Source organism: Polaribacter irgensii 23-P, from assembly GCF_000153225.1.
In the GTDB taxonomy this organism is placed as follows: Bacteria; Bacteroidota; Bacteroidia; order Flavobacteriales; family Flavobacteriaceae; genus Polaribacter; species Polaribacter irgensii.
On the sequence record NZ_CH724148.1, the window covers coordinates 1,270,450 to 1,283,539 of the forward strand.

A 13,090-nucleotide genomic window follows, 5' to 3' on the forward strand; every position below is an offset into this window, starting at 1 on the left:
ACGGTATTAATAATTACTGTCGAAATTCATCTTCTTCATTGGTTACAATTCCCAGGGCGTCATGCACATATTTGAAGGTAGAAAGTAATTCTGGTTTTCCATTTAAAATTGCAATATCGTGTTCAAAATGAGCGGAGGGTTGGTTGTCTAATGTAGTAATCGTCCAGCCATCAGAATGCTGCTTTATCTTATGTGTTCCCAAGTTTGTCATTGGCTCTATTGCAACCACCATTCCTTCGACAAACTTTTTACCTTTTCCTCTTTTACCATAATTTGGCATCTCAGGATCTTCATGCATTTCTCTGCCCAGTCCATGTCCAACTAATTCTCGAACGACCCCATAACCGTGATCTTCTGTAAATTTTTGAATGGCATAGCCAACATCGCCGACCCTATTCCCTGCTTTGAACTCTCGAATACCAACATACAAACTCGCCCGAGTAACGTCCAATAATTTTTTAGTTGCTGTGGCTATTTCACCTACTGCAAATGTGTACGCGTGGTCGCCATAAAATCCATTTTTCTTAGCACCACAGTCTATAGAAATGATATCTCCTTCTATCAAAAGGTTTTTATTGGGAATTCCGTGAACTACCTGAGCATTTGGACTCATACAAAGGGTATTTGGAAAATCATATAAACCCAAAAAACCAGGGATAGCCCCTTCAGATCGAATAAAGTCTTCGGCCAATTTGTCTAGATAAAGAGTGGAAACGCCTGGTTTGACCTCTTTCGCAAGCATTCCTAATGTTTTCGACACGATCAATGCACTCTCGCGCATCATTTCTATCTCTTCTGAAGTCTTAATTTGAATCATATAAAAAAATTGAGCCACAAAGTTAGCATAATTTAAGGAGATAGTGCTCTAAAATGGACATTTGCAATTAGAGAAAAGAGCACTTTTTCTTAAAGCAATATTCTCTTTTAAAAATTCTGTAATAAATACCGTCAAAACTATAAGAACAAAAAAAGTTTTTATGGATTGAGATTGGTTAATTATTTGCTCTTGTCGTAAGCGTGCTTGTAGACTTGATCTGTCACAATTTTCAACATATCCTCCTCAAGAGAAGTAATGGCATACTCTACATAGCGTCCCATCTCTTTTCCATTTTTGAAGAAAATAAATGTAGGAACTCTCTCAATATCTAATCCCTGCTGGAGATTGTCTGGTGTTTTTTTTGCACGATTGACGGTCACTAATGTTAAGTTTTCAAAGTTGAAATTAGCCCGTTCTAAAATTTTATAAAAATGTGGAGTTTCTCGTTTACTATCTCCACACCAAGTTCCTATAAAACCTTTTATTGTTACATTTTTCAGGGCTTCTCTCAGTTCTAGAATTACTGTTTCATTCGGGTTGTATGTATCAAAGTTTTCAGTAAACCACGTATCATACGGAGCTTGATTAAAGGATGCTTTATTAGCGAATCCTATCAAATCACCACTGTTATTTTTTTTGGTGGTTATTTTTTGTTGTGAATTACAGGCGCTGAATGTGAGTGTAAAGAGTACTAAAAGTATATATTTCATGCTTTTCATATTTTGAGTTTATAACAATGAATGTTGTGTCATTTCTTCGGGTTGTGCAACTCCCATTAAATCTAAAATAGTGGGTGCAATATTTCCTAAAACACCACTATTGATTGCTTTTATTTCCGTGTCAATTAAAATAAAAGGAACAGGATTGGTCGTATGGGCTGTATTTGGAGAACCATCAGGGTTCATCATCGTTTCACAATTTCCGTGATCTGCGATTAGCAAAGTTGTATATCCGTTTTTTAAGCCGGTTTCAACAACCATTTTAACACAATTATCAACGGTTTCGCATGCTTTAATTGCTGCTTCCATTATTCCCGTATGGCCAACCATATCTCCATTTGCAAAGTTTAAACAAACAAAATCTGTCTCTCCCTTTTCAAGATCTTCACAAAGTGCTTCTGTGAGTTCGTAGGCACTCATTTCTGGTTTGAGATCGTAGGTTGCTACTTTTGGAGAGTTCCTTAAGATTCGAGATTCCCCTTCAAAAGGCGCTTCTTGACCACCAGAAAAGAAAAAAGTTACATGTGGGTATTTCTCTGTTTCCGCAATTCTGACTTGTTTTTTTCCTGCTTTAGCAAGCACTTCTCCAAGCGTATTCTTTATATTGTCACTGTTGTAAATTACATTGATTCCTGTGAAGCTTTCGTCGTATAAAGTGATTGTAGTAAAATACAAGTCTAGTTTTTTCATACCAAATTCTGGAAAATCATTTTGAGATAATGCATTTGTCAATTCCCTTCCCCTGTCTGTTCTGTAGTTGAAAAACAAAACGACATCACCTTCTTTTATTTGCGCTTTTGGTACACCATTGGCATCAGTTGCAATAAGTGGTTTGTGAAATTCATCTGTCGTCCCAGCTTCATAATTTGCATTCATATTTGCCAGTACATCCGAAGTCTTTGTTCCAATACCATGTACAAGACCATCATAGGCTTCTTTTACCCGTTCCCAGCGATTGTCTCTATCCATTGCATAATAACGTCCCGTCACAGAAGCCAATTCTCCCGTACTTTCTTTCATATATTCTTGAATGTCATTTATAAAAAAGGTACCTGATTTGGGGTCACAATCTCTGCCATCCGTAAAGGCATGTAGATATACATTGTCAACTTCGTGCGCTTTGGCAACATCTAAAATTCCTTTTAAATGGTCAATATGTGCATGGATTCCACCGTTCGAAACCAAACCTAACAAATGAACAGTCTTCTTATTTTCTTTTGCGTATTTAAAAGTATCTAAAACTACCTTCTCTTTCCCCAACGTTTTTTCTTTTACCGCCTTATTGATGCGCGCTAAATTTTGATATACAATTCTTCCTGCACCCAAATTCATATGTCCAACCTCGGAATTCCCCATTTGGCCTTCTGGTAAACCAACATGCAAACCGTCAGTTCTTAATGATGCATTTGGATAGCGGTCATATAAACCATTTATAAAAGGTGTTTTTGCATTGTAAATAGCAGAGACTTTTGGGTCTTGAGTAATTCCCCAACCATCTAAAATCATTAAGATTACTTTCTTGTTCATGGGCTTATTTTGAGTTGTAAAAGTAGGAAAGTTTTTTGTCTTTTTTTTAATATTCAACGAAACCGATAGCGTAAACAAAGGAGCTATTTTTAAATTTAAAGGCGAATATCGATGACGATTTGATTGATTTTAATCATATTTTTTGGTTTTCAGCGTCGTTTGTGCATTTTCCATTTATTAAGAGGAAAACAAATAGTAGTTTTCGTGAGCTATCATTAAAGAATCATTATTTTAATGCGTAATTTTGTGGGAATAATTCAATAAAAAAACCCCTATGCACTTCCCTTTGAATGATGTCACAAAAAAGTTACCAAAGCACCTTCACAAGTTTGTTGTTCAGCAACCTTATGACGAGTATACTCCTCAAAATCAAGCTGTGTGGAGGTATGTGATGCGTATTAATGTGGATTATTTGAGTACAGTTGCACATACATCATACATTGCAGGACTTTCAAAAACAGGAATTTCTACGGAAGATATTCCTCAGATGGCAGGGATGAACCGAATTTTAAAGGAAATTGGTTGGGCAGCAGTGTCTGTAGACGGCTTTATTCCCCCAAATGCATTTATGGAGTTTCAGGCGTATAATGTGTTGGTCATTGCATCCGATATGAGAACAATAAATCATATTGAATATACGCCAGCTCCAGACATTATCCACGAGGCTGCCGGGCATGCACCGATTATTGCAAATCCAGAATATGCGGAGTATCTCAGGCGTTTTGGTGAAATAGGATGCAAAGCAATTTCTTCTGCGAAGGATTATGAAATGTACGAAGCCATTCGTCTTTTGTCGATCTTAAAAGAAAACCCAAACGCTTCCGAGAGAGAAAGAGAGGCTGCTGAAGAACACGTCGGTTATTTGCAGGACAATATGGGGGCACTTTCTGAAATGGCGCAAATACGAAATTTACATTGGTGGACCGTTGAATACGGTTTGATAGGATCTTTAGAAGATCCTAAAATTTATGGAGCAGGATTGTTATCTTCAATTGGTGAAAGTGCTGGGTGCATGCAACCAGAGGTAAAGAAAATAGCCTATTCAATTGCTGCAGCTGACATCAATTTTGATATTACGAAGCCCCAACCACAATTATTTGTTATTCCAGATTTTGCACATTTAAGTTTGGTTTTAGAACAGTTTGCAAATAAAATGGCCATTCGAAAGGGAGGGTTAAAAGGCATACAAAAATTGATTGCTTCTCAGAATATAGGTACCATAGAGTTGAGCACAGGAATTCAGATTTCTGGTATTTTTACCGCTGTAATTGAAGATGAAAATAGCAATCCTATATATTTTCAAACCACGGGTTGTACGGCGCTATCAAACAGAGACAAAGAGTTAATAGGTCATGGTATTGAAAAGCATACCAGTGGTTTTGGAAGCCCTATCGGTAAGTTAAAAGGAATTAATATTGCTATTGAAAACATGAGCCCTAGAGATTTAGATGCATATCAGATTTCTGAAGGAAAAAATATTTCTTTAGAATTTGAAGGTGGTATTACAGTATCAGGAGATGTGATTACTGGAACGCGAGATTTACGTGGAAAAATATTATTAATCTCTTTTGAAAACTGTACCGTTACACATTATCAGTCAGTGCTATTTACACCAGAATTAGGTGTTTACAATATGGCTGTTGGTGAGAGTGTAGTCTCTGCTTATGCAGATGCGGCGGATGTTAATTCTTTCGAAGATCAGGGTATGGTCTCTAAGACAAAAACACATAAAATAAAATACACTGACAAAGAGAAGGAATTGTATTCTTTGTACAAAAAAGTGAGAAGTATGCGGGAAGGAAATTCAGTTTTGGAAGAAGAAGTAATACGTATTTTTAGACAATTGAAAACCGAATTTTCTAAAGATTGGTTGTTGAGTTTAGAACTATATGAAGTAGCTTTGCAAGAGGATATGTGTATTCAAAAAGAAATACATGCTTATTTGATTGTTTTGCAGGAGAATACAGCATATCACAAACTAATAGAAAACGGATTAAATTTACTCGTAACCAAATAGTTTGAGCGAAACTAGGGTTCGTTTGACAAGTAAAATAATAAAGATATGAGCGCAGAGATAAAAGAATATTTAGAAAAAGAGGCAATTATTTTAGATGTTAGAACCATTGAGGAATGGGAAGAGGATCACATCGAAAGTGCGAAACACATCATTTTAAATTTAATTCCAGCAGAAATAGCGGAAATTAAGTCTTGGAAAAAACCAATTATTACAGTGTGTAGAAGTGGTGCTAGAAGTGGTCAAGCGGCGCAATTTTTAAATCAGAATGGCATTGACGCAGTGAATGGCGGTCCTTGGCAGAATGTTGCGGCAGTCCTAGAATAACAGACGCTGCGAAGTCGTTTCTTATATTGAAGCTTTTTTCTCTTTAATGAAAGGCAATGAAAGCTGTAGTTTCGCCTTTTCTAGAAGGAAATAAAGGGGTGTTTTGCTGTAATTTCTTTTTTCTTTTTTTCCAAGTTTTTTAAAAACTGCTGATGTTGGTCAGACATCTCGTTAAAAGACTTATGAGAAAGTCCTTTTTGAATACTTTCCACTTCTCGCATGGTGGTTCTTGAAGCTTCACAGAACCAGCTATCAGTAAATTTCTCCCAAATATAATGGATGCCTGTTTTATTCGGATGCACTAAATCTGCATCATAAAAACGATAGTCTCTTAACTCGTCCATTACAATTTCGTAGGAAGGAAAATAAAATGACTTTGCTTCTGATGCAATGGTTTCATGTACTCCTGCGATAAGGTGCGCTTTGCTGCGCATGTTCTCAACAAAACCATCTTTTAAGTGGCGTACAGGAGAGATTGTAAACACGATTACTGCTTTTGAATTCACTGTTTTTAAGAGCGTTGTAATATTGCTTAATATTTCTGAAACTTCGGCACTAGAGAGTAATTCTTTTGAGAATTCTTTTTGCGGAACCTTGTGGCAGTTTGCAACGATGGTGCCTTCTTTTAAATATCTATAGACCCATGAGGTGCCCAGAGTAATAACAAGATGTGAAGCCTCTTCTAGTTGTTTTTTTGTTTCAGCTAAAGCAGCATTTAAATTTGTTAAAACTTCGTTTTTATCAGTCGAACTTAGGCTGGAATGCGCTGCAAAACAATGCCAGCGTTCATTCTGAAAAATTAGATCTTTTTCTGTGTACTTGTGCTGCCGAACGGCGTTTATTATTAGGAGCTCAATTGCTTTTGGATGAAAGAGAATGCCAAATGGATTTTGTTTGGACTGAAACTTGTAATATGAAAGTTTGTCGCCAATATTTTCTGAAAAACAAGAACCCAATAAGAATATTTTAGAGGCATAGTCTATTGGGTTGTTCGTTTGTTTTTTGAGGTATAAATTGGTTTGAAGCTTCATTTTATATCACATATTCTTTTGCTTTTTCTAAAGCTTTAGAGATCCCTCCTGGGTTTTTCCCGCCAGCAGTTGCAAAGAAGTTTTGGCCACCACCGCCACCGTGAATTAACTTCCCTAATTCTCGAACCACTTTACCTGCGTCATAACCGCGTTCGTTGGCCAATTCTTTAGAAATATAACAGGTGAGCATTGCTTTATCTTTAGAAGGTGCATTGGCAAACAAGAGGAATAAATTTGTAGCATCCTTCCCTAAATCAAATGCTAGATTTTTAATTCCGTTTGCATCTAGATCTACTTTGGCGGCAAGAAAGGAGACCCCATTCATATCTATTAATTGACTTTTAAGTTCGCCAGATAAATGTTGTGCTTTCTCTCTTAAAAGTTGCTCGATTTGTTTTTGTAAAAAATTATTTTCTTCTTGTAATTTTAAAACTGCTTTTGTAGGCTCTTTGGTGTTGTTTAAAGTCTCTTTTATTTCAGATAAGATTTTGTTGTTTTTGGCGTAAAAATCTTTTACGGCGTCATTTGTTATCGCTTCAATTCTTCTAATTCCTGAAGCAACTCCAACCTCAGATTTTATTTTGAAGTGCCAGAGATCACTTGTGTTTTTTACATGTGTTCCTCCACAGAGCTCAACAGAAGCACCAAATTTAATTGCCCGCACTGTATCTCCGTATTTTTCACCAAACAATGCCATTGCACCTTGATCAATTGCGTCTTGCATTGGTACATTTCTTTGCTCCTCTAAAGGAAGTTTTCCTGAAATTCGGGCGTTGACAAAGTTTTCCACTTCAAAAAGTTCGTCTGTCGTTAATTTAGAGAAATGAGAGAAGTCAAAACGTAAATATTTAGAATGAACGGCTGAACCTTTTTGGGTAACATGGGTTCCTAAAACCTTTCTTAAAGCTTGATGCAGTAAATGTGTTGCCGTGTGGTTACAAGCAGTTCGGTAGCGTTGTTTTTCTTCTACAACCGCTATAAAACCCTCAAGGATATGTTTTGGAAGATTTTTTGTAAAGTGAATAATAACATTGTTCTCTTTCTTAGTGTCTAGAATATACACAACATTTCCATGTATATCTTCTAAGGATCCTTTGTCTCCAACTTGTCCACCACCTTCAGGATAAAATGGCGTTAAATTAAACACCAATTGATACATTTCACCGTCTTTTACAGAGGTTACCTTTCGATATCGGGTTATTTTTACACTTGTTTTTAATGTATCATATCCGACAAATTCCGCTACCGCATCTTCTACTAAGACAGTCCAATCTTCAGTAGCCGATTCACTTGCCGCCCTTGACCTCTTTTTTTGTTTTTGAAGTTCTTCTTGAAAGCCTTTTTCGTCTAAAGTATAGCCTTTTTCAGCTAAAATAAGTGCAGTTAAATCGACAGGAAATCCAAAAGTATCATACAGCTCAAATACTTTTTCACCGGAAATTTCTTTTGAATCTGTAGAAGATATAAGAACATCCAATAAGAGCAGTCCTTTATCTAAGGTTTTTAAGAAGGAAGCTTCTTCTTCTCTAATGACATTTTCAATAAGTTGTTTTTGGTCTATTAATTCTGGAAAAGCAGTGCCCATTTTTTTGCTTAGTACATCGACAAGCTTATAAATAAAGGGTTCTTTTTTATCTAAAAAAGTAAACCCATAGCGAATGGCTCTTCTTAAAATTCTTCTAATAACATAGCCAGCACCAGTATTACTTGGTAATTGACCGTCTGCAATAGAAAAAGCAACCGCTCTAAGATGATCTGAAATTACGCGGGTTGCAATGTCTTGCTGCTGGTTGCTACCATATTTTGTGTTGGTAATCGTCCCAATTTCACTTATAATTGGCTTAAAAATATCGGTATCGTAATTAGACTGAACATTCTGTAGAACCATACACAAGCGTTCAAACCCCATTCCTGTGTCGATATGTTTATTTGGTAGATCTTCTAAAGATCCATCTGCTTTCCTATTGAATTGCATAAACACAAGGTTCCATATTTCTACTACGTGCGGGTGGTCTCCATTGATTAAGGTTTTGGCATCTACTTTTTCTTTCTCTTCTGCAGAGCGAATGTCTACGTGAATTTCTGAGCAAGGTCCACAGGGGCCTTGAGCGCCCATTTCCCAAAAGTTATCTTTTTTATTTCCTTTTAAAATGCGGTCTTCAGGAATATGTTTTTTCCAAAGATCATAGGCCTCTGTATCCATTTCTAACGCATCTGCGTCCTCAGTGCCTTCGAAAACAGTTACATATAAAATATCTTTGTCTATTTTGTAAACTTCAGTTAAGAGCTCCCAAGCCCAAGCAATAGCCTCTTTCTTAAAATAATCTCCAAAAGACCAGTTTCCTAGCATTTCGAATAAGGTGTGGTGGTAGGTATCATAACCAACCTCTTCCAAGTCATTGTGTTTTCCAGAAACGCGCAAACATTTTTGTGAATCTGAAATCCTATTATTTTTTGGAATTGCATTTCCTAAAAAATATTCTTTAAAAGGAGCCATCCCCGAGTTTATAAACATTAAGGTAGGGTCATCTTTGGTGACCATAGGAGCAGAAGGCACAATTAAATGTGATTTTTCTTTAAAAAAATTTAAAAACGTAGCACGAATGTCTTGTGATTTCATAAAAAAGTTTCCAGCGTTGAGGGTTGTGTTAATATTTTCTAAAAATATGCTTTTAAAAAGCAGTTGTAAAACATTTTGTAAATTAGCAAGTTATTAAAAATGAGATTTCTTTAAATCTTATTTTTAAAAAACTAATATAGTATATTTACCATTATGGCAAAAGTAAAATATTATTACGATGCAGATACACTTTCTTACAGAAAAATTGCTGTAAAGAAAAGCGATTACTATAAGAAATCTATTTTTGGCTTTTTAGCCATTTTATTAATTGCCTTTTTTGGTTTTATTGTTTTTAGTCAGCTAATTATGTCGCCAAACGAGAGAGCAGTAAACCGGGAAAATGAAAATTTACAGCTTAATTTGGATTTATTATCCAAACGAATTGGTGAGAGTTCTGCTATTTTAAACGAGTTGCAGGAAAGAGACAATAATATCTATCGAATGTATTTTGAGGCCAATCCAATACCTGACGAACAAAGGAAAGCAGGTTTTGGCGGGGTAAACCGGTATAAGGGATTAGAAGGCTATGACAACTCTAAAATGATTAAGCAGTTGACCATGGATGTAGATATTTTGTCCAAACAATTGGTCGTACAGTCTAAATCTTTGGATGAAATTGTAACTTTAGCAAAAGAAAAAGAGAAAATGTTGGCATCAATTCCGGCTATTTTGCCTGTTAAATTAGTAGACTTGACAAGAATGGCTTCTGGTTATAAATGGAGGATGCACCCTATTTTAAAAATTAGAAAATTCCACAAAGGAATGGACTTTACAGCTCCGATAGGCACGCCAATTTATGCTTCCGGAAATGGCACTGTGACGCGTTCTGGAAGAAGTGCAACCTTTGGGAGAGTTGTGTATATAGAGCACGGTTACGGTTATAAAACGATCTATGCACATATGAGCAAAATTAAAGCAGTAAACGGGCAGACCGTAAAACGAGGTGATTTAATTGGCTATGTTGGGAATACTGGTAGATCTGTTTCGGCGCATTTGCATTATGAGATACACAAAAATGGTAGGCCTTTGAATCCTATTAATTTTTATTATGGAGATTTAACACCAGAAGAGTTTGCAGCAATGCAGAAAGCGTCTGAAGAGGAAGGGCAGTCTTATGATTAAGTTATAAAATACTTTCCATTTTTTTAAAAAGAACCCCTGAAGATTAGAGAACATGCATATAGATTTGCCGGAAAAAAGGTATTATAAGATTGGTGAAGTAGCAAGAGCTTTTAGTGTAAATACATCCTTAATTCGTTTTTGGGAAAAGGAATTTGATATTATAAAGCCAAAAAAAAATGCAAAGGGCAATCGTCTTTTTACTGCAGAAGATATTGTAAACCTCAAGTTGATCTATAATTTGGTAAAGGAAAGAGGTTTTACTTTAGAAGGTGCAAAACAAAAACTAAAAAAGAATCCAGACGCAACGATATATCATCACGATATTATTTCGAAGTTAGAAGCTGTAAAGGCCGAATTGGTGAAGATTAAAAACCAGCTATAAAAACCCATTTCATTTTGAAAAAAATACGTACGCCTAGAAATGCTAAAGTACCTTCTTTATGACATTCACCGATTAGAAGATGTATTACCAGGAGCACGTTTTTAGGAGCAAGATATGGAATTTTTGAATCTTTTTATAGATGCTGTTAAGCAGTTTTGAGACGGATAATTGTATTCGTATTTTAAAGGAATAAACGCTACTCTTGCATATTATAAAGAGGGTACAGTTATTTTTCATTAATAGGTTGGAATTGCAATGCGCCAAGGAGGGCAGAGAATTGGGGAATAGGACAAGGGATATAAGACAATGGTATCTCGATGCCTTTAGCTTAAAATGATCGAGAAATATGGATTGCTTTAGGATATGGAGTGGAACCGATTTTAACCGCGGGTATTATCGAAGAAATCACTCAAAATGTGCTTGTTCTAGAATATAAGAAAAGGGATTTTCATGCTGGTTTAGACAAAGGTGTAGGTACTGTTTATCAACTGTTGAATGGAGCATACAAAAGCGTTCGAAAATAAGCAGCATCCCGTGCTAATGCAAAAGCTATATTTTTTATCGTTCGGATGATTTTTTTTTGTTCTTATGTTTTTTGTAAACAAAAAGAACAAAAGTGGGGGCAGAGGTTTTCAAGGTGGTTTCCTTACAGATACCATATTTACAGCTGTAATTTGAAGTAACGTTGGTCGCAGAAGGGGTGGTTTTGGTGGCAACTCTTCTGGAGCTAGTGGTTTTGACGGCGGTGGTTTTAGTCGCGGAGGTGCGGGAGGAAGGTGGTAAATAGAAATAAAATTGTTTCTACATCATTATTGTTTTCAATTACTCCGACATACAATGCTCGAGGGCCAAGAAGAAAGTATTATCTTAAAAGTGTTTTTTTAAATGCGTGGAGGTCGTCTTCAGTATCAATGTCTGTAAAGTTGGTTTTTTTGCTGAAAGCGTGTACTTTGTCATTTCCATTTAGAATATTTTTTGCACCAAAATCTCCCGATAGTTCCTGCAATATTGAAAAGTAACTTTGTGGAAATAGTGCTGGAACGCCTAATTTATTACCATAGTTGGACGCTATAACGATGGCTGTGTCTTCGCAAAATAAAGTAATCATAGCATTTAAATAGTCTTTTTCTATTGCAGGTTGATCTCCTAAAAGGATGAGAACCGCATCATAGTTTTGATTTTTAAGCGCTATTTGGGAAATGCCAAAAGCAATGCTAGCACTGAGTCCTTTTTTGTATTTGAGGTGTGTTAAGAAGTGAATATTAGGAGATGAAATTTCCTTTCTAATCCTTGTACTATTTGCTCCAAGGACACAGTACACGTCTTTAGCATTGAGCGATTTAGCTTTTGATAAAACCATTTCTAACAGAAAGTTGTTTCCAATTTTAACCAATTGTTTTGGACGTTTCATTCGGGAAGATGTACCCGCAGCCAAGACTAAAACAGCAATATTTTTCATCGTTTAATTGTAAATTTTTCCGTTCAGATTTCGCAATGATGCTCCGTTTTTTTCTCTTAGCACCGCTAAGATTTCAGCGATGATAGCGATTGCGATTTCTTCTGGTGTTTTGGCACCAATATTTAAGCCTGCCGGCGTATAGATGCAATCTAAAAATTCTTCTGTGGTATCTGGGGCAAACTCAAAAAGTTCATTGAAAAGTTTTTCTCTTCTGTTGGGAGCTCCTAAAATACCAATGTATTTTGGTTGATGTTTTGTCAAATGTACGAGATACTTTAAATCTTGTACATAACTGTGGTTCATTAACACAATTGCAGTATTCTTCTCAATATTTGAAAATTGAAAGGTTTCTGGTGTTGCTCCAATTAGGGTGTCTACTCCGGGGAAATCAGCTATTGACTTAGAATCTTTTGCGCCTGTGATGACTGTTACCTGCCAACCTAAGTTTGCTGCTATTCTGCATAGTTTTATGGCGTCGTGTTCTCCACCAATGATAATTAGTTGAAATAAAGGTGTTAGTTCTTGTGTATAGATTTTTGGCGCATCTAAACTTTTTAAGGTTAAGGATGCTGATAAGATAAATTGGTTTCCATTTTTTAAGCGAAGTACAGAACCATAGTTTCCAATAGCTTCATCTTGTTTTTTATAATAAGTGATAATTTGTAAAGTTTCTCTGTTTTCCAGTGCGGTCATAAACGCATTTAGAAAGGATTTAGAGAGTATTAATGGCTCAATTAAAATATATAAAATCCCTTCGCAACCCAAGCGGTATCGACCATCATAAGTGATTACTTTCGCGGTACAATCGGTAAACACCGTTTGCGCTCTTTTGATAATTTCCTTTTCTACACATCCGCCACTTACTGCACCCGTATACGAATTGTCACTTGAAATTAGCATGCGGACTCCTGGTTTTCTATAGGAAGAACCCTTGAGGTCAACCACAGTTACTAGCACGTTTTTAAGTCCTTTTTTTTGATTTATAGCGGCTTTTTGAATGATTTCTTTAAGTTCGTACAACATGTATAAATGCAACATTTTTAGTTACGTTACTAAGATAAAACTTTAAAAG

Annotated in this window: 12 protein-coding genes; 5 read left to right on the forward strand and 7 right to left on the reverse strand. The window is 36.0% G+C overall.

The genetic code is table 11. The features are described from left to right. Positions 1 to 13 precede the first annotated feature (13 nt). The 3 genes from map to gpmI all read right to left on the reverse strand — a co-directional run bounded on the left by map (position 14) and on the right by gpmI (position 3,063). Entirely contained in the window at positions 14 to 817 is an 804-nt protein-coding gene (gene map / locus PI23P_RS05650; protein ID WP_004569793.1) for a type I methionyl aminopeptidase, read from the reverse strand. Between the two features lie 179 nt (positions 818 to 996). Continuing rightward, entirely contained in the window at positions 997 to 1,527 is a 531-nt protein-coding gene (locus PI23P_RS05655) for a thioredoxin family protein (RefSeq protein ID WP_238299983.1), read from the reverse strand. 18 nt (positions 1,528 to 1,545) lie between these two features. Beyond that, positions 1,546 to 3,063 (reverse strand): 2,3-bisphosphoglycerate-independent phosphoglycerate mutase, encoded by a 1,518-nt coding sequence (gene gpmI / locus PI23P_RS05660; protein WP_026288405.1) that lies wholly within the window; start codon positions 3,061 to 3,063, stop codon positions 1,546 to 1,548. A 274-nt stretch (positions 3,064 to 3,337) separates the two neighbouring features. On the opposite strand from gpmI, the gene PI23P_RS05665 reads away from it, so the two are divergent. Both PI23P_RS05665 and PI23P_RS05670 read left to right on the forward strand, forming a co-directional pair. Beyond that, positions 3,338 to 5,080, forward strand: coding sequence for an aromatic amino acid hydroxylase (locus PI23P_RS05665; RefSeq protein ID WP_004569796.1), 1,743 nt, complete (start codon positions 3,338 to 3,340; stop codon positions 5,078 to 5,080). 45 nt (positions 5,081 to 5,125) lie between these two features. Next, positions 5,126 to 5,404: a rhodanese-like domain-containing protein gene (locus tag PI23P_RS05670; RefSeq protein ID WP_004569797.1), complete on the forward strand. Its 279-nt coding sequence runs from the start codon at positions 5,126 to 5,128 to the stop codon at positions 5,402 to 5,404. An 80-nt stretch (positions 5,405 to 5,484) separates the two neighbouring features. On the opposite strand, the gene PI23P_RS05675 is transcribed toward PI23P_RS05670, so the two are convergent. Next, on the reverse strand, positions 5,485 to 6,435 hold the full coding sequence (locus PI23P_RS05675; RefSeq protein WP_004569798.1) for a GSCFA domain-containing protein: 951 nt from the start codon (positions 6,433 to 6,435) through the stop codon (positions 5,485 to 5,487). Position 6,436: 1 nt separating this feature from the next. Then, positions 6,437 to 9,055 carry an alanine--tRNA ligase gene (gene alaS / locus PI23P_RS05680; protein ID WP_004569799.1) on the reverse strand — a complete coding sequence of 873 codons (2,619 nt, stop codon included), beginning with the start codon at positions 9,053 to 9,055 and terminating at the stop codon, positions 6,437 to 6,439. Positions 9,056 to 9,208: 153 nt separating this feature from the next. Between alaS and PI23P_RS05685 the strand changes: the two genes are divergently transcribed. The 3 genes from PI23P_RS05685 to PI23P_RS12340 all read left to right on the forward strand — a co-directional run bounded on the left by PI23P_RS05685 (position 9,209) and on the right by PI23P_RS12340 (position 11,083). Next, positions 9,209 to 10,177 (forward strand): M23 family metallopeptidase, encoded by a 969-nt coding sequence (locus PI23P_RS05685; protein WP_004569800.1) that lies wholly within the window; start codon positions 9,209 to 9,211, stop codon positions 10,175 to 10,177. A 52-nt stretch (positions 10,178 to 10,229) separates the two neighbouring features. After that, positions 10,230 to 10,559, forward strand: coding sequence for a MerR family transcriptional regulator (locus tag PI23P_RS05690; RefSeq protein ID WP_004569801.1), 330 nt, complete (start codon positions 10,230 to 10,232; stop codon positions 10,557 to 10,559). Between the two features lie 344 nt (positions 10,560 to 10,903). Next, complete coding sequence (locus PI23P_RS12340) at positions 10,904 to 11,083, forward strand: TPM domain-containing protein (protein ID WP_302846530.1); 180 nt, start codon at positions 10,904 to 10,906, stop codon at positions 11,081 to 11,083. A 338-nt stretch (positions 11,084 to 11,421) separates the two neighbouring features. Here the strand turns inward: PI23P_RS12340 and PI23P_RS05695 are convergent, their stop codons facing one another. Beyond that, the gene (locus tag PI23P_RS05695; protein WP_004569804.1) at positions 11,422 to 12,018 is read right to left on the reverse strand and encodes a nucleotidyltransferase family protein; all 597 of its coding nucleotides are present in this window, start codon (positions 12,016 to 12,018) and stop codon (positions 11,422 to 11,424) included. A 3-nt stretch (positions 12,019 to 12,021) separates the two neighbouring features. Then, positions 12,022 to 13,041: an XdhC family protein gene (locus tag PI23P_RS05700; protein WP_004569805.1), complete on the reverse strand. Its 1,020-nt coding sequence runs from the start codon at positions 13,039 to 13,041 to the stop codon at positions 12,022 to 12,024. Between the last annotated feature and the right edge of the window lie 49 nt (positions 13,042 to 13,090).

What these genes read in the sequence shown, in the direction of transcription:
- map (WP_004569793.1), bottom strand. Translation starts at nt 817, where the DNA reads ATGATTCAAATTAAGACTTCAGAAGAGATAGAAATGATGCGCGAGAGT.
- PI23P_RS05655 (WP_238299983.1), bottom strand. Translation starts at nt 1,527, where the DNA reads ATGAAATATATACTTTTAGTACTCTTTACACTCACATTCAGCGCCTGT.
- gpmI (WP_026288405.1), bottom strand. Translation starts at nt 3,063, where the DNA reads ATGAACAAGAAAGTAATCTTAATGATTTTAGATGGTTGGGGAATTACT.
- PI23P_RS05665 (WP_004569796.1), top strand. Translation starts at nt 3,338, where the DNA reads ATGCACTTCCCTTTGAATGATGTCACAAAAAAGTTACCAAAGCACCTT.
- PI23P_RS05670 (WP_004569797.1), top strand. Translation starts at nt 5,126, where the DNA reads ATGAGCGCAGAGATAAAAGAATATTTAGAAAAAGAGGCAATTATTTTA.
- PI23P_RS05675 (WP_004569798.1), bottom strand. Translation starts at nt 6,435, where the DNA reads ATGAAGCTTCAAACCAATTTATACCTCAAAAAACAAACGAACAACCCA.
- alaS (WP_004569799.1), bottom strand. Translation starts at nt 9,055, where the DNA reads ATGAAATCACAAGACATTCGTGCTACGTTTTTAAATTTTTTTAAAGAA.
- PI23P_RS05685 (WP_004569800.1), top strand. Translation starts at nt 9,209, where the DNA reads ATGGCAAAAGTAAAATATTATTACGATGCAGATACACTTTCTTACAGA.
- PI23P_RS05690 (WP_004569801.1), top strand. Translation starts at nt 10,230, where the DNA reads ATGCATATAGATTTGCCGGAAAAAAGGTATTATAAGATTGGTGAAGTA.
- PI23P_RS05695 (WP_004569804.1), bottom strand. Translation starts at nt 12,018, where the DNA reads ATGAAAAATATTGCTGTTTTAGTCTTGGCTGCGGGTACATCTTCCCGA.
- PI23P_RS05700 (WP_004569805.1), bottom strand. Translation starts at nt 13,041, where the DNA reads ATGTTGTACGAACTTAAAGAAATCATTCAAAAAGCCGCTATAAATCAA.